At 62.0% G+C, this 22,561-nt stretch carries 22 protein-coding genes; 12 read left to right on the top strand and 10 right to left on the bottom strand.

Annotated elements, in window-relative coordinates; all coding sequences use genetic code 11:
• Window positions 1-78: 78 nt before the first annotated feature.
• Window positions 79-303, top strand: coding sequence for a hypothetical protein (locus P3C39_RS11100; RefSeq protein ID WP_013528677.1), 225 nt, complete (start codon window positions 79-81; stop codon window positions 301-303).
• Here P3C39_RS11100 and P3C39_RS11095 read toward each other — a convergent pair.
• Entirely contained in the window at window positions 295-1,485 is a 1,191-nt protein-coding gene (locus P3C39_RS11095) for an NAD(P)/FAD-dependent oxidoreductase (protein WP_275953360.1), read from the bottom strand. The two genes, P3C39_RS11100 and P3C39_RS11095, sit on opposite strands and share 9 nt — an antisense overlap.
• Before the next feature lie 343 nt (window positions 1,486-1,828).
• Here P3C39_RS11095 and P3C39_RS11090 point away from each other — a divergent pair, with 343 nt between their 5' ends.
• A complete protein-coding gene (locus P3C39_RS11090; RefSeq protein ID WP_275953361.1) occupies window positions 1,829-2,866 on the top strand; it encodes a phosphatidylglycerol lysyltransferase domain-containing protein in 1,038 nt (345 codons plus the stop codon).
• 155 nt (window positions 2,867-3,021) lie between these two features.
• On the opposite strand, the gene P3C39_RS11085 is transcribed toward P3C39_RS11090, so the two are convergent.
• Together P3C39_RS11085 and P3C39_RS11080 are read right to left on the bottom strand one after the other, a co-directional pair.
• Window positions 3,022-3,783: an ABC transporter permease gene (locus P3C39_RS11085; RefSeq protein ID WP_013528680.1), complete on the bottom strand. Its 762-nt coding sequence runs from the start codon at window positions 3,781-3,783 to the stop codon at window positions 3,022-3,024.
• On the bottom strand, window positions 3,780-4,706 hold the full coding sequence (locus tag P3C39_RS11080) for an ABC transporter ATP-binding protein (protein WP_063173835.1): 927 nt from the start codon (window positions 4,704-4,706) through the stop codon (window positions 3,780-3,782). The genes P3C39_RS11085 and P3C39_RS11080 overlap by 4 nt, the downstream gene beginning before the upstream one ends.
• A 261-nt stretch (window positions 4,707-4,967) precedes the next feature.
• Between P3C39_RS11080 and P3C39_RS11075 the strand changes: the two genes are divergently transcribed.
• Both P3C39_RS11075 and P3C39_RS11070 read left to right on the top strand, forming a co-directional pair.
• The gene (locus P3C39_RS11075) at window positions 4,968-6,329 is read left to right on the top strand and encodes a cytochrome ubiquinol oxidase subunit I (RefSeq protein ID WP_275953362.1); all 1,362 of its coding nucleotides are present in this window, start codon (window positions 4,968-4,970) and stop codon (window positions 6,327-6,329) included.
• Window positions 6,330-6,338: 9 nt separating this feature from the next.
• Complete coding sequence (locus P3C39_RS11070; RefSeq protein WP_013528683.1) at window positions 6,339-7,343, top strand: cytochrome d ubiquinol oxidase subunit II; 1,005 nt, start codon at window positions 6,339-6,341, stop codon at window positions 7,341-7,343.
• 55 nt (window positions 7,344-7,398) lie between these two features.
• On the opposite strand, the gene P3C39_RS11065 is transcribed toward P3C39_RS11070, so the two are convergent.
• Window positions 7,399-9,987, bottom strand: a complete 2,589-nt coding sequence (locus P3C39_RS11065; protein WP_275953363.1) for an AAA family ATPase — start codon at window positions 9,985-9,987, stop codon at window positions 7,399-7,401.
• Window positions 9,988-10,211: 224 nt separating this feature from the next.
• Between P3C39_RS11065 and P3C39_RS11060 the strand changes: the two genes are divergently transcribed.
• The 3 genes from P3C39_RS11060 (at window position 10,212) to P3C39_RS11050 (ending at window position 11,322) form a co-directional block, all read left to right on the top strand.
• On the top strand, window positions 10,212-10,484 hold the full coding sequence (locus P3C39_RS11060; protein WP_013528685.1) for a DUF4242 domain-containing protein: 273 nt from the start codon (window positions 10,212-10,214) through the stop codon (window positions 10,482-10,484).
• Window positions 10,462-10,749: a hypothetical protein gene (locus P3C39_RS11055; RefSeq protein ID WP_127366181.1), complete on the top strand. Its 288-nt coding sequence runs from the start codon at window positions 10,462-10,464 to the stop codon at window positions 10,747-10,749. The genes P3C39_RS11060 and P3C39_RS11055 overlap by 23 nt, the downstream gene beginning before the upstream one ends.
• A gap of 72 nt (window positions 10,750-10,821) precedes the next feature.
• Window positions 10,822-11,322 (top strand): hypothetical protein, encoded by a 501-nt coding sequence (locus P3C39_RS11050; RefSeq protein WP_063173443.1) that lies wholly within the window; start codon window positions 10,822-10,824, stop codon window positions 11,320-11,322.
• 61 nt (window positions 11,323-11,383) lie between these two features.
• On the opposite strand, the gene msrA is transcribed toward P3C39_RS11050, so the two are convergent.
• The 5 genes from msrA to P3C39_RS11025 all read right to left on the bottom strand — a co-directional run bounded on the left by msrA (window position 11,384) and on the right by P3C39_RS11025 (window position 15,172).
• Window positions 11,384-12,121 (bottom strand): peptide-methionine (S)-S-oxide reductase MsrA, encoded by a 738-nt coding sequence (gene msrA, locus P3C39_RS11045; RefSeq protein WP_013528688.1) that lies wholly within the window; start codon window positions 12,119-12,121, stop codon window positions 11,384-11,386.
• Between the two features lie 142 nt (window positions 12,122-12,263).
• Window positions 12,264-12,542: a hypothetical protein gene (locus tag P3C39_RS11040; RefSeq protein WP_063173834.1), complete on the bottom strand. Its 279-nt coding sequence runs from the start codon at window positions 12,540-12,542 to the stop codon at window positions 12,264-12,266.
• A gap of 102 nt (window positions 12,543-12,644) precedes the next feature.
• Entirely contained in the window at window positions 12,645-13,340 is a 696-nt protein-coding gene (locus P3C39_RS11035; RefSeq protein ID WP_275953364.1) for a DUF1223 domain-containing protein, read from the bottom strand.
• A 272-nt stretch (window positions 13,341-13,612) separates the two neighbouring features.
• Entirely contained in the window at window positions 13,613-13,984 is a 372-nt protein-coding gene (locus tag P3C39_RS11030) for an endonuclease domain-containing protein (RefSeq protein ID WP_063173440.1), read from the bottom strand.
• 108 nt (window positions 13,985-14,092) lie between these two features.
• A complete protein-coding gene (locus P3C39_RS11025) occupies window positions 14,093-15,172 on the bottom strand; it encodes a TadE/TadG family type IV pilus assembly protein (RefSeq protein WP_224619059.1) in 1,080 nt (359 codons plus the stop codon).
• Between the two features lie 187 nt (window positions 15,173-15,359).
• Between P3C39_RS11025 and lepA the strand changes: the two genes are divergently transcribed.
• The 5 genes from lepA (at window position 15,360) to P3C39_RS11000 (ending at window position 20,247) form a co-directional block, all read left to right on the top strand.
• Entirely contained in the window at window positions 15,360-17,165 is a 1,806-nt protein-coding gene (gene lepA, locus P3C39_RS11020; protein ID WP_275953365.1) for a translation elongation factor 4, read from the top strand.
• Window positions 17,166-17,638: 473 nt separating this feature from the next.
• A complete protein-coding gene (locus tag P3C39_RS11015; RefSeq protein WP_275953366.1) occupies window positions 17,639-18,673 on the top strand; it encodes a ParA family protein in 1,035 nt (344 codons plus the stop codon).
• Window positions 18,666-19,532: an SIR2 family protein gene (locus tag P3C39_RS11010; RefSeq protein ID WP_275953367.1), complete on the top strand. Its 867-nt coding sequence runs from the start codon at window positions 18,666-18,668 to the stop codon at window positions 19,530-19,532. The genes P3C39_RS11015 and P3C39_RS11010 overlap by 8 nt, the downstream gene beginning before the upstream one ends.
• Before the next feature lie 211 nt (window positions 19,533-19,743).
• Window positions 19,744-19,896 carry a hypothetical protein gene (locus tag P3C39_RS11005; RefSeq protein ID WP_013528695.1) on the top strand — a complete coding sequence of 51 codons (153 nt, stop codon included), beginning with the start codon at window positions 19,744-19,746 and terminating at the stop codon, window positions 19,894-19,896.
• Between the two features lie 66 nt (window positions 19,897-19,962).
• The gene (locus tag P3C39_RS11000; protein WP_013528696.1) at window positions 19,963-20,247 is read left to right on the top strand and encodes a hypothetical protein; all 285 of its coding nucleotides are present in this window, start codon (window positions 19,963-19,965) and stop codon (window positions 20,245-20,247) included.
• A 512-nt stretch (window positions 20,248-20,759) separates the two neighbouring features.
• On the opposite strand, the gene P3C39_RS10995 is transcribed toward P3C39_RS11000, so the two are convergent.
• Entirely contained in the window at window positions 20,760-22,400 is a 1,641-nt protein-coding gene (locus P3C39_RS10995; RefSeq protein WP_275953368.1) for an ABC transporter substrate-binding protein, read from the bottom strand.
• Window positions 22,401-22,561 lie beyond the last annotated feature (161 nt).

The raw sequence follows: 22,561 nt of genomic DNA, 5'->3' as shown, positions 1-22,561 counted from the left end.
ATGGGGTGAAGTCGGTCAAGCCTCGGGAAAGATTGGTAATTTAAACATGGCGCCCTAGGTCTTTATCAGGAGATCGCCATGTCGAAGTCCGTCTATGACCGTGGCTTGCTCAAGCCAGCCGATATCGCCAAGCTGCAGCGCGTGTTCGACGAGGCCTGCCGGCGGCGCGAGGCACATCCCGATTCCGCCGACGCGCGGGAAATCGCGCTTAACCTGCTCGCCCTGCACAATGCCGGCATGGTGGAAGAGGACATGCTGATGGAGGCCGTCGGTTTCCGGCGGCTGGAACCCAAATCAGCGTGATGCGCCGGGTTGGTGCGAGGCCGACCCTGCAATCCGTTTGGCGATCGCCTTGGCCAGGATACCGGCATTGGCGAAGCAGCCGCGAATGCTCGGCCGCATGCCGGTGAACCACAGACCGGGCAATTTCGGATCGGCTTGCCCGCCGTTGAAGAGCGGAACGCCCTTGGCGTCGAGCACGCCGAGCTTGCCGACCATCGGCTCCAGCCCGGTGCGGTAGCCTGTCGCGGCAATGACGATGTCAGGATAGATCAGGCTGCCATCGGCCAGGATCACGCCGTCACGGGTGAATTCCCTTATGCCGGGTACGACGGTGATCTTGCCGGCCTTTATGGCGCTGACGGCGCCGTCGTCGGCGGCGATCGCGGTGTAATCCGAGGTCAGGCGGCTGGCGCCGCCCGCAGGCGCGGGCGGCAGGCCGAATTTGGTCAGGTCGCCGAAAGCCAGGCGCTGCGTCGCCGACATCACCGCGTCGGCGACCCGCAACGGCAAGCGAGCCATGAACGGCGAAAGCCGGTGCACGGCGATCTTGCCGATGCGCTTGGGCAGCAGGGCGGGACCGCTGCGGGCCGACAGCCAGATGGCGGCCGTGTCTATGCCGGCCAGATGATTGAGCGCATCGAAACCCGAATTGCCAGCGCCGACGACCAGCACTTTCTGGCCCGCATAGGCCTGTGCGTCACCGAAATCCGCCGAATGGATGATGCGCCCGACGAAATCCTTCATGCCTTTCCATTCGGGAATGAACGGCTGCCTATCGCGGCCGGTGGCGACGACGACATTGCGGGCCAGCCGCAGGCCAGCGCTGGTCCGTACCGCCCAGTGATCGCCCTTGAAGGCAATCTCTTCGACAGCGACGCCAAACTGCACCGGCAGCCGGTTTTCCTCCCTGAAATCATTCATGTGGCGGATGACGACCGTCCGGTGCGGAAAGGCGGGGGTGCCGGGGGGATAGGGGAGACCAGGCAGCGAAGAAAGATCGCGGTGGGTGTTGAGATGCAATTGCTTGTGCCGCCGGTACCATGGCTCAGCCAACCGGCTTTCCTTTTCCAGGATCGCCGTCGGCACGCCGGCGTTCATCAAGGCGTGCGCGACGGCCAGCCCGGCAGCACCGGCGCCGACGACGATTGCCGGCTCGACCTTGGCCGGCAGATCCACAACCGATCTGATTGTCGTATCAGTCATTCACTCGAATCCCGTTCGACGCTAGGCTGGCAGGACGCTGTAACCGTTTGATCCCGCGCAGGATCCCTGCAGCAAACCGCGGCCGAAATTTCGAGCGATGCGAATTAGCTCCGTACGCCGGGCCGCGGTTGCGCTCTATATGGCATATGCGCGATATCAACGGTAATCAGGTCGCGGCAATGTGATTGATTCGAGGCTCGGGGTGGCTGGCGGGTCTCGGTTATCCCCACGCGCATGCCCGAAATCGACTCCGATTTTCGAGTCATGCGCAGAATCAAAGTGTTACAGCACCTTGGCGCGTCCTGGACGGCCGGCGCTGTAGGCGGCACGCGGAATCTCGACCATGCCCTCCTTGCGGTTCTATTTCGACAAGATCCTTGAGGCCGCCGCGCCCGAGGTCGAGCGGCAGGCGCTGACCCATGTCGAACGCCTGGCACTGGTGCGCCGCTATGGCGACTTCTCGCTCGCCTATTCCACCGCCGTGCAAGGCAAGCTCTCCTATTTCGGCGACGCCGACGGCTACATCGCCTTCGGTACCAAGATGAAGCACCATTTCGCGCTCGGCGACCCGGTGGCGGCTCCGGCGCGTCGGGCCGATTACATCAAGCGCTTCGTCGAGACCGCCGGCAGCCCGTGGTTCGTGCAGGTCGGCGAGGAAACCGCACGCGTGCTGGCCGGCCTTGGCTACAAGGTCAATCGCCTCGGCGTCGACACCCGCCTCACCCTGCCCGAGCATGATTTTTCCGGGAAGCGCAACGAGACCGTGCGCTACTCCGAGCGCTGGCTGCTGAAGAAAGGCTTTTCGTTCGACGAGGACAAGCGCACGATTTTTCTGGATGAAATTGCCCGGCTTTCGGAAAACTGGCGCGGCGACCGCATCGTCAAGCGCTGGGAGATGGGCTTTCTCAACCGCAACTTTGCCGACCATCTCGGCACCGACATGCGCCGTTTCGTCCTGCACGGTCCCGACGGCGGACTGGTCGCTCTGCTCGACTTCGACCCGCTGTGCCGCAACGGAAAGGTCATCGGCTACACGACGGCCTTCAAGCGCAAGCATATCGACGCTTCGCCGCATGCCGAGGTCGGCCTGACCAAATTCGCCGTCGATCGTTTTCGCGAAGAGGGCATCTCGGTGGTCACGCTCGGCCTGTCGCCGATGCTCGATATCGGGCCAAGCGGCTTTGCCGAAAGCGATTTCTGGCGCAATGCCTTCCAGCGCGCCTACGATTCGCCCTGGGTCAATCGCCGCAGGTTCAACCTGCAGGGCCAGGCGGCCTTCAAGCGCCGCTTCCACGGTGTCGAGGAGCCGGTCTACATCGCCTTCCGCAAGGGGACGTATGTCGAGATGCTGGGGTTGCTGCGGCTGGTCAAGGCGATCTAGATCTATCGATATTCAGGTGAGGCCGGCCTGCAAATGGCGGCTTCCTGCGCTTCCGGTGCTCACGTACGAAAAGTACGCTCCGCTCCGGTTCTCGGAATCCGCCATTTTCGACTCGGCCTGACCTGAATCTCAACAGACCTGGCGGCGTTCTGCCGTCAATTCCTCAACCGATACCCTGTCCTGAAGATCCAGGCGACGATCGTTATACAGATCAGCAGGAAGACGACCGTCATGCCGAGGCTGACGCCGACCGAGACGTCGGACTTGCCGTAGAAGCTCCAGCGGAAACCGCTGATCAGATAGACGACCGGGTTGAACAGCGTGATCGTGCGCCAGACCTCGGGCAGCATGTTGATCGAATAGAAGCTGCCACCGAGGAAGGTCAGCGGCGTGATGATCAGCAGCGGAACCAGTTGCAGCTGCTCGAAACTCTTCGCCCAGATGCCGATGATGAAGCCGAACAGGCTGAAGGTCACCGCCGTCAGCACCAGGAAGGCGAGCATCCAGAACGGATGCAGGATGGTGAGCGGCACGAACAGCGAGGCGGTGGCCAGGATGATCAGGCCGAGGATGATCGACTTGGTCGCGGCACCGCCGACATAGGCGATGACGATCTCCAGATAGGAGACCGGCGCCGACAGAAGCTCGTAGATCGAGCCGACGAATTTCGGGAAATAGATGGCAAAGGAGGCGTTGGAGATCGACTGCGTCAACAGCGACAGCATGATCAGACCCGGCACGATGAAGGCGCCATAGCTGATGCCGTCGATCTCGGTGATGCGCGAGCCGATGGCCGAGCCGAAGACGACGAAATACAGCGACGTCGAGATGACCGGCGAGACGATGCTCTGCAGCACGGTGCGGAAAGCACGTGCCATTTCCATCCGGTAGATCGCCCATACTGCGCGAAGGTTCATGGCTCCCTCCTCACCAGATTGACGAAGATCTCCTCGAGCGAAGAGTTTTGCGTGTCGATATCGCGGAACTGGATGCCGCCGGCCTCGAGATCGCGCATCAACGAGGCGACGCCGGGCCGCTCGGCCTGGTTGTCATAGGTGTAGGTCAGCTGCCCGCCATCGGGCGACAATTCCAGCGCATAGCGCGAGAGCGCCTCGGGAATGGCCGTCAGCGGATTGCGCAGTTCCAGTACCAGCCGCTTGCGGCCGAGCTTGCGCATCAGTTCGGCCTTGTTCTCGACCAGGATGATCTCGCCGCGGTTGATGACGCCGACGCGGTCGGCCATCGCTTCGGCTTCCTCGATATAGTGCGTGGTGAGGATGATGGTGACGCCGTCCTCGCGCAGCCGGCGCACCATCGCCCACATGTCCTGGCGCAGCTCGACATCGACGCCGGCGGTCGGCTCGTCGAGGAACAGGATGCGCGGCTCATGCGACAGCGCCTTGGCGATCATCAGCCGGCGCTTCATGCCGCCCGACAGGGTGATCGCCTTGGCGTCCTTCTTTTCCCACAGTGAGAGATCGCGCAGCACCTTCTCGACAAAGCCGTGGTTGGCCGGCTTGCCGAACAGGCCACGGCTGTAATTGACCGTCGCCCAGACGCTCTCGAAGGCATCGATGGTCAGTTCCTGCGGCACAAGCCCGATCAGACCGCGCGCGGCGCGATAATCCTTGTTGATGTCGTGGCCGTCGACGGTGACGGTGCCCGACGAGCGGTTGACGATGCCGCAGACGATCGAGATCAGCGTCGTCTTGCCGGCGCCATTGGGCCCAAGCAGCGCGAAGATTTCGCCGCGCTGAATGTCGAGATTGACTTCCTTGAGCGCGGTAAAACCGGTGGCGTAGGTCTTGGAGACCCCGGAAATGGACAGGATGGAAGGCATGGATGAAAACGGCTGCTTGAAAGAGGTCCCCTGATATAGGCCGAATGTCGGTGCTTGCAACCGCAAGTCAATGCCCTGCTGACAGTTCTCGACAATCGTTGCCGGCCGGCCATTGCAGGTGCGGCGCACAGGCCCGGAGTTGCGCGGCATGCAACCGGGAAAATTGTCCTGTGGCGTTCAGCCTCGCGGCAGGACGCCGCTTTGACCTGAACTCGCTTCGGGCCTATTCTTCGCGAGTATTTGCAGCAGCCGGAGCCCATCATGGACCCGCTCATACTTTCGCGTATCCAGTTCGGCGCGAATATTTCATTCCACATTCTATTTCCGACGATCACCATTGCGCTGGGTTGGGTGCTGCTGTTCTTCAAGCTGCGCTACAACGCGACCAACGATTCCGCCTGGATGCGCGCCTATTTCACCTGGGTGAAGGTGTTCGCGCTGTCCTTTGCCATGGGCGTGGTTTCGGGCGTCACCATGAGCTTCCAGTTCGGCACCAACTGGCCGGGCTACATGGAAAAGGTCGGCAACATCGCCGGGCCGCTGCTGGCCTACGAGATCCTCACCGCCTTCTTCCTCGAAGCGGCCTTCCTCGGCATCATGCTGTTCGGCTTCCGCCGCGTTTCCAACCGCATCCACACGCTGGCGACGGTGCTTGTCGCCGGCGGCACCACCGTCTCGGCGTTCTGGATCATCGCGCTCAATTCCTGGATGCAGACGCCGGCCGGCTTCGAGATGCGCGACGGCGTGGCGCACGCGGTCGACTGGTGGGCAATCATCTTCAACCCGTCGATGCCCTACAGGCTGACCCACATGCTGCTGGCGTCCGGGCTGACGGTGTCGTTCCTGATCGCTGGCCTGTCGGCGCTGCGCTATCTCACCGGCGACCGTTCGGAATCGATGTGGAAGGCGCTGCGCACCGGCGTCTTCACGGCCGCGATCCTGATCCCGATCCAGATCTTCGCCGGCGACCAGCATGGGCTGAACACGCTGGAGCACCAGCCGCAGAAGATCGCCGCCATGGAAGCCAACTGGAACACCGGCCCCAACGTGCCGCTGGTGCTTTTTGCGCTTCCCGACGAGGCCGCGAAGGAAAACAAATTCGAGATCGCCATTCCCGACGGCGCCAGCCTGGTGCTGCGGCACTCGACCAGCGGTGTCGTGCCGGGACTGAACGATTATCCCGGCAACCATCCGCCGGTCTTTCCGGTGTTCTGGGGTTTCCGCGTGATGGTCGGCACAGGCATATTGATGCTGCTCGTCTCGTGGTCGGCCGCCTTCTTCCTCAAGCGCCGGCACAGCCTGCCGAAGCCGCTCGCCATGCTGATGGTACCGATGGCGCTGTCGGGCTGGCTGGCAACGCTGGCCGGCTGGTACACCACCGAAATCGGCCGCCAGCCCTGGCTGGTGACGGGCGTGCTGAAAACGGCAGACGCGGTCGGCCCGGTGGCGGGCAGCCATGTCGCGCTGACGCTGGCGATCTACCTCGTTCTCTATGTGCTTTTGCTGATCGCCTATCTCGGCGTGCTGGTGCACCTGGCGCTGAAGGCGGCGAAGGACGGCGATTCATCGCCGCTGCCGGGCGTCATGAACGCCGCCATGTCACAGCCGGCGGCTGGCGAGTAGGAGAAGAAGATGAGCTTCGACTGGCCAACCGCGCTTCCCCTCATCTTCGCCGGCCTGATGGGCCTCGCCATCCTGATCTACGTCATTCTCGACGGTTTCGATCTCGGCATCGGCATCCTGTTCGCCGCCGCCGAAGACGCCGAACAGGATACGATGATCGCCGCGATCGGCCCGTTCTGGGACGCCAACGAAACCTGGCTCGTGCTGGCCGTCGGCCTGCTGCTGGTCGCCTTCCCGCTGGCGCATGGCGTCATCCTGACGGCGCTCTACATTCCGGTCTTCGTGCTTTTGCTCGGGCTGATCCTGCGCGGCGTTGCCTTCGATTTCCGCGCCAAGGTGCCAGCTGGCCGGAAGCATCGCTGGAACCGTATTTTCTTCCTGGGTTCGCTCATCGCCTCGCTGGCGCAGGGCTACATGCTGGGTGTCTATGTGCTCGGCCTCGATGTCGGCCTCGGCGGCATGGCGTTCGGCGTGCTGGTGGCGTTCTGCCTTGCCGCCGCCTACGCGGCGATGGGCGCCGCCTGGGTGATCTACAAGACTGAAGGCGAATTGCAGAAGAAGGCGGTGCGCTGGCTGCGCACGACGCTGGTGCTGACCGCGCTCGGCATGGCGGCAGTGTCGCTGGCGACGCCCTTCGCCAGCCCGCGCATCTTCGACAAATGGTTCGTCTGGCCGGAGATGCTCTATCTGTCGCCGCTGCCGATCCTGTCGGCGCTGCTGTTTCTGTGGCTGTGGCGGCAGACCTTCCATCTGCCGAAGCCCGACGACCGCCATTCACTGACGCCGTTCCTGACGCTGGCGGCCATCTTCGCGCTTGGCTTTGCCGGCCTCGCCTGGTCGTTCTACCCGTTCGTGGTGCCGGATCGCCTGACCATCTGGCAGGCAGCCTCGGCACCGGAAAGCCTGGCCATCATCCTGGCCGGCACCGTGGTGGTGCTGCCGATCATCATCTTCTATTCCTTCTATGCCTACCGGGTGTTCGGCGGCAAGGCGACCGACCTGACCTACGATTGATCCGCTCCATCTCTTTGACGCAAAGCGCCATGGGCTTTCTCAGGAAGGGCTGCTTTCAGATCAGCCCGGAATCGCGCGCGGCAGCTGTGGCCTCGCCACGCGAGATGGCATCCAGCTTACCCAGAACCGCGGAGACATGGTGATCGACGGTTTTTGGTGAAATGGTCAGATGCTCTGCGATCCGCTTGTTGGAGAAGCCGCGCTCGATCAGTTGCAGCACTTCCATCTGGCGTTGGGTCAGGCCGGCGCTGTTGGCGCGCGTGGTCTGGCGCGGCCCCCGGGCGATGCGAATGACGCCGTTGCGCCGCATGATTTCGCGCACATGGCTCGCAACCGGCTTGGCTCCAAGGGTCTCGAATATCTCGAGTGCCGCACGCTGCGCCGGCTCATCGCCCTGGGCGAGCGCGAGCGCACGTTCATAAGGTGCGTTGAGATCCGCCCAGACCGCGGCCGCCCCTTGCCAGTCGCCAGCCAGGAGCATTCGGTACGGCGCGGCCATGCCGGCCGTATCCCCCGCGTCGCTACCGGCGGAGAGGATCTGGCGCCAGCTGGCCAGTTCGGCAAACATGGCCCGCGTCGGCGACAGGGTCTCGGCAAGGTCGATCAGCCGCAGCGCCTCGGCGATTTCCGCCTCGCCGAGCCATGCCTGCTCGGCGACGATGGCGGCGTACGGCAACAGCCGCTGCAATTCGGCTCCCCTTTCCAGGAACCGATTCATTTCCGCCAGCAGCGGCTCGGCCGAAGGATCTCCGCGCCGAAGACGCAGTTTCACCAGGGCCACCAAAGCGGGATAGCGGACCAGCGCCGTCGCCGGGTCATTGCTTATGACATCCAGAGCCTCGGCGGCAGCTTCGTTCCAGTATCCCTGACGCAACAACAACTGTGCCCGAACCCCACGCATATAGTCACGCCAAGTCGCCAGATCGTTGTCGACGCAATAGTCGATGCCGCGATCGAGGAAGGATTGAGCCTGGCTGTAGCCCAATTGGTTGATCTCGCCACAGGCGCAATTGGTGAAGGCACGCGCGGCGTGCTCCTGAAAATTCTGCTCCAGCGCGATTTCGAGGCTGCGGGCGAGATGCAGCCGGCTGCTGGCCAGATCCAGCCACTGCTCGGCGGCGCCGACATTGTTGAGCGCGTGACAAACGACATCCTGCCGGTCCAGCTGCTCGGCAAGCTCGATCGCCCTGCCGCCCAGCGACAGGGTCTCGTCGAGCCTTTCGGCCAGCATCGCCAGCTGCGAAAGGTTCGAATAGGCCATGGCAAGTTCGGCACTGGCGGGAACTGCCTCCAGCAACGCGACCGCCTGGGCGCCGAACAGGTCGGCTGCCGGGCGGTCGCCCAACAGATAGGCGAAGCGCGATAGCCACCTGAGGCTGTCGCCTTCCTTCAGCGTGTTGCCAAGCGCCTTTTGCAACGCGCGGGCTTGTTCCTGCGCCTTGATGGCCTCGTCAATGCGGGCGATCAAGTGACACTCGAAGGCATACTGCTCGTAAAGTCCGGCGCGTTCTTCCACGGGCAAGGTGTCGGCCTGCCGCAAGGCGACCTCATAGTAGCCGGCGGCGTCGCGATGGGCGCCGACACGCGAAGCCTCGCGCGCGGCGATCGGCGCGAATTCGCGCACCGCCTCGAAATTGTGCGCTTCCACGGCGTGATGGACCAGGCGTGCGGTGGCGACGCCGCCGTTTTCAAGCAGCGCCGACAGCGCGCGCTGGTTGAACAGTCTCCTGTAACTTGTCGTCAGCATCATCTCGATGGCGCGGCGTGCGATTTCATGGCGGAAGGCATAGCCATCGCCCAGATCGTCGAGCAGCCCATTCGACACACATTCCGCCAGCTGTCCGGCGCTGGCGACGCCGCACAGGCCCTGCAGAGCCCAAGCATCGGCCCGCCTGGGAAACACCGACACCGCGTCGAGCATCGAGCGGGCACCGGCGGACAGCCGTTCGGCCCGCGCCACAACGGCGTCCCTCACGCTGGCCGGTGGCGTCATCTCATTGTCGGCGCACAGGAGCTCGGTGACGAAGAAGGCATTGCCGGCGGTGACCCGGTAGATGGCGTCGCCATCGCGGCCGGCAGCGCTGGCGAGCGACAGGACGGCCGCCTCGCTCAACAGCGGCACGTCGATACGGGCAACGTTGCCCGACGGAATTTCACCCAGCGCCCGGCGCACACGCGCCTGTCCTTCGCTGCGGTCGGTGCGCGCCGTCAACAGGACCAGGATGTGGGTGTTGGCGATGCGCCGGCCAAGAAAGCGGACGAAATCGAGCGTCGCGTCGTCCGCCCAATGCAGATCCTCGATTACCAGAAGCGTCGGCTGGGTCCTTGTCTCGAACACGTCGAGGGCACCGGAGAACAGTGGCAGCCGCTGACCCTGCCTGGCGTCGATCGCCTGCGGCATCGCCCATTGCGCCTCGCGGGCGAGGTCATAGAGCGGTCCGAGCGGATCGGGGATCGACAGGTCCTCGCAGGCGCTGCGCAAGATGCGCGTAGCCTTGGCCGCGCCGGCGACGAAGGCCTCGACCAGTGCGGTCTTGCCGGCGCCGGCCTCGCCCGACAACGCCACCACGCTGCCGCGACCACGCGCGGCTTCGGCGAGAAGTCCGTCAAGCTGCTCCAGCTGTGTCTGCCGTTCCAGAAGCATGATCGTCCGCTTTTCGTGATCCGGGTCGCTGCCGCACCCCGCTTTCGTCAGGCAGGATAGCGCGGCCCGGTATCGGCTTTGTGGCTCCAGCAGTGAACGCCGTTAACATGGGGAATCGTCCCACGAAACATAGGGAAAGGTTCCGATGCGCGCCCCTGGCGAGCGTGATCAATGTCCTCCGCGCGCTCAAAACCGGGCGTGAAACAGTAAAAAAGGAACCTGATATGCCTCGCTATGTGGTTGAACGTACATTTCCCAACGGCCTCAGCGTGCCGGTGAACGATGCCGGCGCCGATGCGCTGGGCGGCGTCATCATGCGCAACGCGGAGAAAGGCGTGACTTGGGTGCAGTCCTTCGTCTCGCCCGACAAGAAGCAGAGCTTCTGCATCTATGACGCGCCTTCGCCGGAAGCGATCCGCAGCACGGCCCAGAAAAACGCGCTGCCTGTCGACAAGATCACGGAGGTGCGGGTTCTTGACCCTTACTTTTACCGTTGACCCGATCGATGAGCATCAAACTGCCCTTCGCGGCGACGGCAGCGTGCCTGACGAATCGTTCAGCGGGCCGTCGGCGGCGTCGAGATCCGTCGGACGAGACCCGTTACCGGGCCGGGCTTTCTGGCGGCTGGCCTCGCTGCTGTTCGCGCCATTGCGCAAGAGTCGGCGTCGATTGCCTCCGCAGGACGATTATCTGAGACGCGACATCGGCCTGCCGGAGCTCGAGGGGCTGCCGCACTACTGGGACTTCACCCGGTACCAATGATGCGTGCAGCCGAGATCCGACGTCGCAGCGGGAGCGGCTGCTCCCGCGCGCCATCAACAAGGAGGAGAGAACATGAACATCCATCTGTGGACCAAACACCTCATCAACCTGTCGATTCTGTCGATCGCGGCCACGGCGGCCAATGCTCACAACGCTGGCGCGCTGGACGAGAAGGTGCGGGCAGCCAACAGCCGCTTCGAGAACGTGGCGATGGCGACGGCCGAGGGCTATGCGCCGATCCCTTGCGCCAGCGGCATCACCGGCGGCGCCATGGGCATCCACTATGTCAATGCCGGTTATCTGAAGGACGATGCGGTCGAACTCGCCAAGCCCGAGGCGGTGATGTACGAGCCGATGGCAAACGGCAAGCTGAGGCTGGTGGCCGTCGAGTACATCACCTCGAAAGGTCCGGCTTCGCTGGAAGGGCAGCTGTTCAATTTCGACAGCGCGCCCAACCGCTACGGTCTAGGCCCGTTCTATGAACTGCATGTCTGGGCCTGGAAGAAGAACCCGGCCGGCACCTTCGCCGACATGAACCCGACTGTGTCGTGTGACGCGATGAAGGCCATGTAGCCGGCAGAGGCGGGGCGGCTGAGTGCGCAATCTCCCCCCGCGAGGGGGAGATTGCGCGTTCTCAGTTGCTTGCCGCCAGCACCAGCACCGGCTTCTCGCTATAGAGCGCCGGGAACAGGGCCTTCAGGTTCGCCACCTTGGGCAGGTCGTTGTAGACGATGTAGGGATAGGTCGGGTTCAGCGTCAGGAAATCCTGATGATAGTTCTCGGCCGGATAGAAGGTCTTGCCGGTTTCCAGCGTGGTGACGATCGGCTCCGGGAACACCTTGGCCTGGTCGAGCTGGGCGATGTAGCTTTGCGCGATCTTCTTTTGGGCATCGTTTTCGGCGAAGATCGTCGAGCGGTACTGCGTGCCGGAGTCCGGACCCTGGAAATTCAGCTGGGTCGGGTTGTGGGCGACCGAGAAATAGACCTGCAGCAGCTGGCCGTAGGTCACCTTCGACGGATCGTAGGTGATCTCGACGGATTCGGCATGCCCGGTACGGCCTGAGCCGACCGTCTCGTAGACGGCGGTGTCCTTGTCGCCGCCGGTGTAGCCGGAGACGGCTCTGGTGACGCCCTTGACGTGCTGGAACACGCCCTGCACGCCCCAGAAACAACCGCCGGCGAAGACTGCCTTTTCAGTGCCGGTGGCCGCCTTCTCGTCGAGTGCCGGCGGCGGGATCTTCACCGCGTCCTCGGCCGAAACCGCCGGCGTCAGCCAGAAGGCGGCGCCCGCGGCGGCCAGCGCAAGAGCGGCGAGCGCGCTGCGGAAGACGTTCGACGATTGTCTGATGACTGGTTTTTGAATGTCGGTCATGGCTTGAGCTCCTGTGACGTCCATCATGTGGAGTCTATTGGATAAGATACGATCATGCGACGGGCGAGTTGCGGCCGAAGCCTCACTTTCACGTGCATCCGGCTTCGGACCCGCGGGACCGAAGCCGGAAACAGCACCGCCTTTACTTGGCCGGAGCCATCGCATCCGTTGCCGGCTTCATCGCATCGGCGGCCGGCTTCATGGAATTGGTGGCCATCGGGTCGGCAGGCTTCATCGCCTCCGTTGCAGGTTTCATGGCGTCTGCGGCCGGCTTCATCGCATCCGCGGCCGGTTTCATGGCATTTGCAGCCGGTTTCATCGCATTGGTCGCGTCGTCGGCACGGGCGATGCCGCCGGCAAACAGCGCCGTCGAGCACAGAGCGAGAGCGAGCGCCGGCAGCGTCAGGCGGGAAGTGGTCATGATGATCTCCTTGGGGTTGGCGTTGAAGGCGCGCCCTCTAGGCGGCCGTGCTATGCGGCGCCGCTCCATGCGGCGTTGCGCAATCTCTTGTCGAAGCGCGATCTAGTCGGTCGCGGCGGCCAGGATCGGTCCGCCACCGGGCGACTGCACGAGCACGGCGGTGCTCAGGCCGCCGGATGCGGCGGGCAGCGGATACGTCGCGGCCGCGCCGGTCCAGCTGCCGAGTTTTTCGAGCGCATGCACGACATTGGCGTGCGGCAAGGTGCGGCCGGTATTTTCGCCGCGCGAAACCGGCACCTCGACCACGCCCTTGGCATAGCGCACCAGCCAGACATCGGCGCGGCCGCCAGGTGCGGCGCCGGCGCCGATGCTGATCTTGCCGCCATCGAGCGACAATGCCGGGCCGCTTGTCCGGCCGCTCGCCGCAATCAGCTTTTCGATTTCGCCGGGTGCGGCACCGACGACATCGGCATGGCCGTTGACCACCACTTGCGGCGTGAACGGCCCGTCATGGCCGAGCGCCGGCTCGTAGCTGACCTGGCGCTGGGTGAATTCCTGTTTTCCGAAGATATCCTTCCAGCCGAGATAGTCCCAGTAGGTGACGTTGAACGACAGCGCCAGCACGCCGGGCTGGTCCTTGACCTTGATCAGATTGGCATTGGCCGGCGGGCAGGACGAGCAGCCCTGGCTGGTGAACAGCTCGACCACGCTGAGCGGCTGGGCGGCGGCCGCACCGAGCGACGCTGCCAGCGCAATAGCCGAGAGGCTGGCGACTGTAACGAACTTGGACCCTGACATCGGCTTGCTCCGTGGGCGGCGGCGCCTGGAAGCACCGCAGATATCCCCACTTCGCCGCTGTCGGCGCCTTCGTTACAGCGCTCACCGGTTTGTGATCGGGCCGCAGGCGTTCTTCCCTTCTCCCCCTGTGGGAGAAGGTGTCGCCGCAGGCGACGGATGAGGGGTGTTCCAGGGAAAGCCAACGTCTCACTCCGCTGGAACACCCCTCATCCGTCTCGGCGCTACGCGCCGATCCACCTTCTCCCACAGGGGGAGAAGGGAAGAACGCGCCCCTACCGCCAAGGCTGTAGGCTGGTATCCCGTACATAGGCGATGATGGTATCGCAAACGGCGTTCATGTCTTTCAGAACGTCATCGTTCCAAAAGCGCAAAATGCGAAAGCCTTTCTCTTCCAGGTGAGTTTTGCGGACGCTGTCAGACTCCAACTCCGCATGCTGGCTGCCATCGATCTCGACGACCAAGCGTGCTTCGAAGCAGACGAAATCAGCAATGTACTTTCCAATGGGAACCTGGCGCCGAAATTTTATCCGGTCGAGCCTGCGGTCGCGCAGTTCATGCCACAGCCGGTCTTCCGCTTCCGTCATTACACACCGGAGCGAACGGGCGAAGCTTCGTTTGGCTGGCGGGACAGGTTGATGCGGCATGGCTTAGATTAGCCGGCTATTGCGCTCCGTCCAGCACCCCTCATCCGTCTCGGCGCTACGCGCCGATCCACCTTCTCCCGCAAGGGGAGAAGGCAAGAGGAGCAGCATCTACTGCGTCAGCCGCGTGTTGTTGGGCCGCTTGTTGAAGTCGCATTTGCCGGTCACGTTGTAGAAGAAGTCGGCGTTGCTGACGGGCGCCGGGACCTTGTTGCCGCCGTCTTCCCAGGCCTGGTAGGCTGTCGCGCCGCAAGGCACGAGGCCGAAGATATCAACGATCTGGCCGGTCGCCATCTCGTTGTAGTCGATAGCGCCCGTCTGGTCCGATTTGAGGCCGCTGTAGAGCCTGTTGGACGTGGTCGGATCGTTCGACATGAGCTTGCTTGGGTTGCCCGATGGCACATCCATCTGCAGATAGAGGCCGGCCATCTGGCTGACATTGATCTGCGCGCCGGCGCCATCGGCGGGATACATCGTATCGACGCAGTAATATTTCGTCTGGAACCCATCGGTCAGGATCACCGCGCCAGCGGGCGTGCTGGAATCGACGAGCTTGCAGACCTGCTTCTGGGCCACCGTGGTGACCGTCTTGCCGGCTGAATCGGTGGTGAGAACGCTGACGGTCGTGGTGCCGTAGCCTTTCGGATCGCCAGTCTTGCCATAGGCATAGTCGATCGTCATCAGCGGCTTGCCCGCTGCGGCGCCGAACATCGTGCCGTAGAGCGTCATTTTCTTGTTCCAGTAGCCCGACACGCCGGTGACCTTGAAGGTGGCCTCCACCAAAGCCGGCGCCTTGTTCACCGCCGACGTAACGCCGACTGCCACCGAAGGAATCCTGGCGATCTGCATGAACACGGTCGGCATGGCGAAACTTGCCGAGGCCTGCGCGGTGGCGGTGCCGTTGGCGCTGACGTCGAAGCTGTTCAGGGTCGCTGCGCCCCGTCCGCCGTTTTCTCTGTAGGTATCCTGGAGCACCACCTGGCGCTGCGGCTTCGTCGAGGCCGTATCCATCGTGGTGATCGACAGGATCGCGGCGTCGAGTGCCGCCTGCTCGGTCGACCTGGTCTGGACAGCGGAGGTGTAGTCGACGGAAAAGCCGATCGCGGTGATCAACGGTATCATGGCAAGAATGAGTATCGGTGCGAACGAGCCGCTCCGCGACTCGATAAAACTGCCTGCAAGCCCCCGCATGCCTTCGTCCTTACATCAGATATTTCCCTCCGCTAACATCCCGTTCGCAAATTATGCTCTAACGGGCTTGGTTAAAATTTATAGATTTTTCGCGAAAAGCGCGAAAAAAGCGACAGGTGCCCGTGCTGCCTGCTCCGGCAAAGGCGCACAGCTTGCTCGGGCAAGCCACCCCTGCTAAACGCGCGCCATGAGCACGCCCCTCGACCACATCCGCAATTTCTCCATCGTCGCCCATATCGACCATGGCAAATCCACGCTTGCCGACAGGCTGATCCAGCTGACCGGCGGGCTGGAGCTGCGCGACATGAAGGAGCAGGTGCTGGACTCGATGGACATCGAGCGCGAGCGTGGCATCACCATCAAGGCGCAGACGGTGCGGCTGAAGTACCACGCCAACAATGGCGAGGACTATATCCTCAACCTGATCGACACGCCCGGCCATGTCGACTTCGCCTATGAAGTGTCGCGGTCGCTGGCCGCCTGCGAGGGTTCGCTGCTGGTCGTCGACGCCTCCCAGGGCGTCGAGGCACAGACGCTGGCCAATGTCTACCAGGCGATCGACAACAACCACGAGATCGTCGTGGTGCTGAACAAGGTCGACCTGCCGGCCGCCGAGCCCGAGCGCATCCGCGAGCAGGTCGAGGAGGTGATCGGCATCGACGCCTCCAACGCCGTGCTGATCTCGGCCAAGACCGGCCTTGGCATTCCGGACGTCCTGGAGGCCATCGTCCACCGATTGCCGCCGCCGCGCGAAGGCGACGCCACGGCGCCCCTGAAGGCGATGCTGGTCGACAGCTGGTACGACGCCTATCTCGGCGTCATCGTGCTGGTGCGCGTCATCGACGGCGTGCTGAAAAAGGGCCAGACCATCCGCATGATGGGCACCGGCGCCAAATATCTGGTCGAGCGCACCGGCGTGTTCACGCCGGCGCGCATCAATGTCGACGAGCTCGGCCCCGGCGAATTCGGCTTCTTCACCGGCTCGATCAAGGAAGTGGCCGACACCCGCGTCGGCGACACCATCACCGAGGACAAGCGCGCCACCGCCAAGGCGCTGCCCGGCTTCAAGCCGGCGCAGCCTGTGGTGTTCTGCGGCCTGTTCCCGGTCGACGCCGCCGATTTCGAGGATCTGCGCGCCGCAGTCGGCAAATTGCGCCTCAACGACGCCAGCTTCTCCTTTGAGATGGAGACCAGCGCCGCGCTCGGCTTCGGCTATCGCTGCGGCTTCCTTGGCCTCTTACATCTCGAAATCATCCAGGAGCGGCTGGAGCGCGAGTTCAACCTCGACCTGATCGCCACGGCACCCAGCGTCGTCTACCGGCTGGCTCTGACCGACGGCTCGATGAAGGAACTGCACAACCCGGCCGACATGCCCGACGTGGTGAAGATCTCGGCGATCGAGGAGCCGTGGATCCGCGCCACCATATTGACGCCCGACGACTATCTCGGCGGTATCCTGAAGCTCTGCCAGGACCGGCGCGGCATCCAGGCCGACCTGTCCTATGTCGGCAAGCGCGCCATGCTGATCTACGATCTGCCGCTCAACGAAGTCGTCTTCGATTTCTACGACCGGCTGAAGTCGATCTCCAAGGGCTATGCCTCCTTCGACTATCACCTGACCGACTACAGGGAAGGCGACCTGGTGAAGATGTCGATCCTGGTCAATGAGGAGCCGGTAGATGCGCTGTCCATGCTGGTGCACCGCACGGCGGCGGAAAAGCGCGGCCGGCAGATGTGCGAGAAGCTGAAGGAGCTGATCCCGAACCATCTGTTCAAGATCCCGATCCAGGCGGCGATCGGCGGCAAGGTCATCGCCCGGGAAACCATCTCGGCGCTGCGCAAGGACGTCACCGCCAAATGCTACGGCGGCGACGTCTCGCGCAAACGCAAGCTGCTGGACAAGCAGAAAGAAGGCAAGAAGCGGATGCGCCAGTTCGGCAAGGTGGATATTCCGCAGGAGGCGTTTATCCAGGCGCTGAAGATGGGGGATTGAGCGGTCGGCCTCCGGCCGCAAGTCCGGCGGTCCCGCCCCAGTCAGGACGCCCGAGTCTGGTGTTACCGGGTTCAAGGTATCAAATTGGAGCGCGTGACGACTGGGACGAGTAGCTCAACCAAGATCCTCACAGTCACCGACATTGCAACGCTCGCGGGGTCTTTTTTGAGGGTCGGGCTAAATCAGCACCTATGTGGCGCGCAGGTCAATCCGCCTACGCGCAGTGCGTTGCCGAGACATTGATACGGCGGATCGAGGTCAGACTTCCAAAGCGGGAGCAGGCACTCGTCTCGGGGCTTGCCGCCAGCTATCCAACAATTTAGCTTGTCTGGATTCTCTGTAGGCCCGCAGGGGCGTGGGCAACAGCGCGGTTATTGTGGCCTATTCCGGCATTTCGCCGCCAGCCGGTCTGATCATACCGCAGGATTAGCATCAGGCTGGACTCGCGTTGTACACACTAGGATAATAGCGACATGAAAGTAATTTCCTTTTTCAACAATAAAGGCGGCGTTGGAAAAACAACACTTACCGGCAATATATGCGCGTATCTTGCGATAGAGATGAAGAAACGCATACTAGTCATTGATGCTGATCCGCAATGCAATGTTACCCAGTTCATACTTGGTGATGAAAAGACGATAAATATGTATTGGCCGGAGTCAGAGCCAAAACTAAATCTGAAAACCAATACGATTTTGGACGTAGTTCAACCCATACTTGATGGCGATGCTTCCGTAAATCAAAATGTAAGATTTCTGAGTTCCCGTACCAACCGGTTTGGCGTTTCTCTTCTTCCGGGACATCCCAGATTCTCTCTGCTAGAAGACGCTCTTTCCGCAGCCTGGACCGAATTACCAAGCGGCAAACCGGGAGGGTTTCGCATATCGAATTGGCTTAGGACTTTTTTAAGGAAATTTGAGAATGACTTTGATTTTGTTTTCGTAGACGTAAGTCCTTCTTTAGGTGCTCTCAATAGGTCGATATTACTTTCTTGTAACCATTTCATTTCACCATTGGGAGCCGACGCATTCAGCATTTTGGGGTTGCGCAATATTGCAAGCTGGATGACGGGTTGGATAAAATATTATGAGGTCGGGCTAGAACAGTCGGAACGACTTAACCCTGGAAGCCTCGAAAAGTACGAAGTGCCCAGAGAAATACCTGTACGAGAGGGCTACGTTGGGTACACGTTGCAGCAATATATCGCAAAAGCTAAGGAGGGTGTGCGGCGGCCAACAAAGGCTTATGAACGGATACTAGAGGACCTCCCCGAAGAAGTTAGAAAGTACATGATCGACTTCAGCGTGGAGAAAGACTTGTCCAAGCTGCATCTAGGCGATGTCCCAAATTTATATAGCCTGATACCGTTGGCTCAGTCATCAAATGCGCCCATTATTGCGCTTCGTTCGAAGGACGGTTTAGTAGGAAGTCAATTCCTTCAGGCATCTGAGTATACGGCCATTATTAGCCGGCTGGCAAAAAAGATACTTGAGGGTATCGATGGCTAGTAGCTGGCCTGAAGCCTTGGTGAGGGAGTTCGCAGAGCGGCGGGCGGTCCTTTTTTTGGGCGCTGGTTTCTCTATCGCTACCGCAGCGGCCGACGGGAAGACTTTTCCCAGTTGGACCGGCCTTTTGCTATCGCTGTCTGAAAGGCTCCCCAAGGCGGTCGAAAGGAAAGCGGTTAAGGATCTTATACGAGAAAAGGATTATTTGGATGCCGCTCAGATCATTTGGGACGGGGTACCCATTGCGGACCTGAGACTACAGATAATTGCGACTTTCGGATTAAAGCTGGACTCGGAGCAAGACCTATATAGAAACATAATTGATATTGACCCTCAGATAATTTTGACCATAAACTACGACAAGCTTCTGGAAAGCGCCTTAACGTCTCTGTCTAAATCGAACGACGCTTATAATGTTTGCTTGTACAACCAGAACCATGCGCTGGACGATATTAGATCTCCGCAACGATCGATACTGAAGGTCCATGGGTGCGTTACCCAGCCAAACGATATAATATTAACACGATTGCAATACTTTGAAGCGAAGAGAAGTTTTCCTGCTTATTTCCAAACAGTGTCTTCGGTGCTGACGATAAACACGACACTGTTTATCGGGTATTCGCTCTCTGATCCAGACATACAATTGATTCTTGAATTCAATAACCTGTCGGCCCCCTCTCGAAATCCGCACTATGCCTTGGTCCAGAAGCTTCCGCACGTCTCAGTGAAGAACGCTTTGTCGCGGACCTACAACATTCATTTTATTGAATACCCGATCGGTGATCATGGAAGGATGTCGACGATGTTTTCAGAGCTAGCTTCTGATGTGGCGGATGTCAGGCGCTCGAGAGGCATACCATAGCAGGCCTCCTTAGATGGTCGTCGCGACTTGAAGTGCCTAACTCGCCATCTACGCTTCTCAAACGCTATTCGCACATTTCCGCTTCACCCCCCATGTCCGCACCGCTCGAAGTCCGCGATAGCCCGTCGGAATAGTCTGCCCATCATCGGCTGAGTGCGTCTTGGGAACGCCTCGCCTCAGATATCGTCGCGATGCCTTGGGGAAACACCACATGCGCACGCTTTCAGACACCATCGCCTTTCTCGGCCTCGCCATCGGCGGCGCCTTCGGCCTGGCAGGTACCTTCGTGGGCAGCGCCCCACTTCGTGAAACCCTCTGGACGATCGACCGCACAGCGCTCATGGTCGCCGCCGCACTGTCGTGAAATACCAGCGGCAATGACTGCATAGCCGCGGGCTTCCTGACCTTCCTGGCCGGAGAGACCCTGCTGATGGCGGGCAATGCGGCGGGGCTGGAGGCCAGCGTGCCCTCCTATGTCGGCGGCATCTCGCTTTGGGCGGCGGCACTGGTCATGGTCAGCGCACCGAAAACCTTTGCGCTCTGGACGCGGCTCACCGCGCTGGTGGCCGCCGGGCTGTTTATCGTGTCGGTCTGCATGATCATCTGGGGTGCGCCCCTGCTGCCGACCTCGGCGCCGCTGCCTGCCGCCGGTTATCCGTTCCTGGTGCTGACCTTTGTCGGCTGGATCTGGACGCTGCTGGAGCCGGCCCGGTGAGGCTTTGTCCGCTTCCGTACCAAGCGTCCGGCCTGGTTGATCGGGCATCGGCGGGGCGGTAAAAAATCCGGGCGGCGGACCCAGGTTCGCCAGTGGCCGGCGCGGGCTCAGGCAACTGCCTCACCGGCATTCGCGCCGGCCATTTTCAACCCGCAGATGATCGCAGCGATCCACCGGCTAGCCCTGCACTTGAAGGGGCGCCGACGCTTCTTGCCTTCCCCCCCTTGTGGGGGAAGGTGGATCGGTGCGCAGCGCCGAGACGGATGAGGGGTGCGTGACGGAGTGAGGCGGTGAAGGTTCTGCTCTGGTTCAGGGCGTTTACTGTTGGCGTATCGCCAAGCTGGAACACCCCTCATCCGTCTTGCCGCTGCGCGGCAATCCACCTTCTCCCACAAGGGGAGAAGGTTAGAAATGCCGGCGCATCACCGTCGCCCGGCCCTTCGCAGGCTCAGAGCGTTCGAGGCTCGTAAAGCCAAGCAATTGGCTTTACGTCCGCTAGCGCGGACCGCCTCTCAACTCTCAATCCACACCTTCTCAAAGTGCTGCTCCAGCGCCTGGTGCTGTTCGCAGCCTTCGACGCCTTTGCGATAGGTCCGGTAGACCGAGCGCCAGTAGGGTTGGATGATGATGCCTGAGTCGCGCAAATTCTGCTCGATCTTGCCCATGATCTCCTTGCGCGCCTTGGCGTCGGGTGTCGCCAGTGCCTTGTCGAGCAGCGTGTCGAACTCGGGATTGGCATAGGCGCTTTCGTTCCAGGCGGCGCCGGATTTATACGCCAGCGCCAGCACCTGGACGCCGAGCGGGCGGCCGAGCCATTCGGTGCAGGAGAAGGGGTATTTGCTCCAGTCGTTCCAGAAGGTGGCGGCCGGCAGCACGGTGCGCTTGATCTTCAGGCCGGCCTCGCGCATCTGCGCGCCGATGGCGTCGCCGGTGCTCTTTTGCCATTCGACATCGACGGAGATGAGCTCGAACTCGTGGTCTGATTTGCCGGCCTCGGCCAACAGCTTCTTCGACTGCTCGACGTCACGCTTCGCCGGGCCGATATCGGCATATTCGGGGTGCATGGGGCCGACATGGTGATTTTCGGCGGGCTTGCCGCGGCCGCCGAGACCGAGCGCCAGCACGGCGGCATTGTCGACGGCGAGCTGGGCGGCGCGGCGCACCTTGACGTCGTCATAGGGCGCGTTGGCGACATTGAAGCGGGCGACGATGGTCGAGCCGGTGGCGATCTCGGAATTCATCAGCCCCATCGTCTCGGTCTGCGAGACGGCATCGGAGGCGGTCTCGTGGTCGGTGTCGATCTCGCCGGATTCGAACGCCGACAGCATGGCGTTGGGGTCGGAGCCGTAGTCGACCCATTTGATGCCGTCCAAGTAGAATTCGCCCTTCCACCAGGACTTGTCCTTGCGCTTCACCTCGGCACCCGTCTCGGCATCCCAGCTTACCAGCTCGCAGGGACCGGTGGTGATGGCGAGCGCCTTCAGGGGATCGCCGTCGCCCTCATAGGAGCGGTGCATGATCAGTGCCGGATAGTCGGCCATGCCGGCGATCAGCGAGATGTCGGGCTTGGGCAGGTTCAGCTTGATGGCGAAGTCGTCGACCTTTTCGATGCCGCCATCGACGACCTTCTTGGTGTCGGCATTGACCAGCGCGCCCATGCGCGCGGCGACCGAATTGCCCGGCACGGAAGCGTCGCACCAGCGGGTGAGGTTGTGGATGACATCGTCGGCGTTGAAGGCATCGCCGTTCGACCAGGAGATGCCCTTGCGCACATGCAGGGTCAGCGTCCTGGCGTCGTCGCTCGCCTCCCAGCTTTCGAGCAGCCAGGGCTCGAAGGAGAAGTCGGTGTTCCAGCGCACCAGATATTCGTTGCAGTGGCGGGCGACATTCGACATCTCCACGCCGTCGAAGGTGCGCGGGTCCTTGAAACCCTTGACGTTCATGGCGACGCGCAGGACGCCGCCCTTCTTGGGTTCCGCCGCGCGAGCAGGGATGGTGCCAAGTCCGCCCAGCGCCAGCGCCCCGGCGGCGCTGACGCCGAGCCCGGCCATCAGCGCCAGATATTCGCGGCGGTTGATGCCGCCGGCCTTGAAATCGTCGGCCACGGGTTTGGCTTGCGGGTGGAGTTTGCGGTCGGTCAGCATGAATTTCATCGTCGTTCCCCTGTTGTTGATGCATGCCGCCCAAAAGTGCCCAGCGGTTTTGGGACAATGGCATGCACAGAAAAATCGCCCCGGCCGATCGACAGGCGCGGGGGCGGACGCGACCGCCGGGGCGCCGTTGCCTGAGGGGGAATGATAGAGCGGGGTGACGC

Origin of the sequence: Mesorhizobium sp. XAP4 (assembly GCF_029269325.1) — a bacterium.
Classification (GTDB): domain Bacteria; phylum Pseudomonadota; class Alphaproteobacteria; order Rhizobiales; family Rhizobiaceae; genus Mesorhizobium; species Mesorhizobium ciceri.
Note: the sequence above shows the minus strand (reverse complement) of the source record. Positions and strands in the feature narration are given on the sequence as shown.

Bases quoted from the DNA above. Each gene is read 5' to 3' on its own strand.
- P3C39_RS11100 (WP_013528677.1), top strand. From the start codon at position 79: ATGTCGAAGTCCGTCTATGACCGTGGCTTGCTCAAGCCAGCCGATATC.
- P3C39_RS11095 (WP_275953360.1), bottom strand. From the start codon at position 1,485: ATGACTGATACGACAATCAGATCGGTTGTGGATCTGCCGGCCAAGGTC.
- P3C39_RS11090 (WP_275953361.1), top strand. From the start codon at position 1,829: ATGCCCTCCTTGCGGTTCTATTTCGACAAGATCCTTGAGGCCGCCGCG.
- P3C39_RS11085 (WP_013528680.1), bottom strand. From the start codon at position 3,783: ATGAACCTTCGCGCAGTATGGGCGATCTACCGGATGGAAATGGCACGT.
- P3C39_RS11080 (WP_063173835.1), bottom strand. From the start codon at position 4,706: ATGCCTTCCATCCTGTCCATTTCCGGGGTCTCCAAGACCTACGCCACC.
- P3C39_RS11075 (WP_275953362.1), top strand. From the start codon at position 4,968: ATGGACCCGCTCATACTTTCGCGTATCCAGTTCGGCGCGAATATTTCA.
- P3C39_RS11070 (WP_013528683.1), top strand. From the start codon at position 6,339: ATGAGCTTCGACTGGCCAACCGCGCTTCCCCTCATCTTCGCCGGCCTG.
- P3C39_RS11065 (WP_275953363.1), bottom strand. From the start codon at position 9,987: ATGCTTCTGGAACGGCAGACACAGCTGGAGCAGCTTGACGGACTTCTC.
- P3C39_RS11060 (WP_013528685.1), top strand. From the start codon at position 10,212: ATGCCTCGCTATGTGGTTGAACGTACATTTCCCAACGGCCTCAGCGTG.
- P3C39_RS11050 (WP_063173443.1), top strand. From the start codon at position 10,822: ATGAACATCCATCTGTGGACCAAACACCTCATCAACCTGTCGATTCTG.
- msrA (WP_013528688.1), bottom strand. From the start codon at position 12,121: ATGACCGACATTCAAAAACCAGTCATCAGACAATCGTCGAACGTCTTC.
- P3C39_RS11040 (WP_063173834.1), bottom strand. From the start codon at position 12,542: ATGACCACTTCCCGCCTGACGCTGCCGGCGCTCGCTCTCGCTCTGTGC.
- P3C39_RS11035 (WP_275953364.1), bottom strand. From the start codon at position 13,340: ATGTCAGGGTCCAAGTTCGTTACAGTCGCCAGCCTCTCGGCTATTGCG.
- P3C39_RS11030 (WP_063173440.1), bottom strand. From the start codon at position 13,984: ATGCCGCATCAACCTGTCCCGCCAGCCAAACGAAGCTTCGCCCGTTCG.
- P3C39_RS11025 (WP_224619059.1), bottom strand. From the start codon at position 15,172: ATGCGGGGGCTTGCAGGCAGTTTTATCGAGTCGCGGAGCGGCTCGTTC.
- lepA (WP_275953365.1), top strand. From the start codon at position 15,360: ATGAGCACGCCCCTCGACCACATCCGCAATTTCTCCATCGTCGCCCAT.
- P3C39_RS11015 (WP_275953366.1), top strand. From the start codon at position 17,639: ATGAAAGTAATTTCCTTTTTCAACAATAAAGGCGGCGTTGGAAAAACA.
- P3C39_RS11010 (WP_275953367.1), top strand. From the start codon at position 18,666: ATGGCTAGTAGCTGGCCTGAAGCCTTGGTGAGGGAGTTCGCAGAGCGG.
- P3C39_RS11005 (WP_013528695.1), top strand. From the start codon at position 19,744: ATGCGCACGCTTTCAGACACCATCGCCTTTCTCGGCCTCGCCATCGGC.
- P3C39_RS11000 (WP_013528696.1), top strand. From the start codon at position 19,963: ATGGCGGGCAATGCGGCGGGGCTGGAGGCCAGCGTGCCCTCCTATGTC.
- P3C39_RS10995 (WP_275953368.1), bottom strand. From the start codon at position 22,400: ATGAAATTCATGCTGACCGACCGCAAACTCCACCCGCAAGCCAAACCC.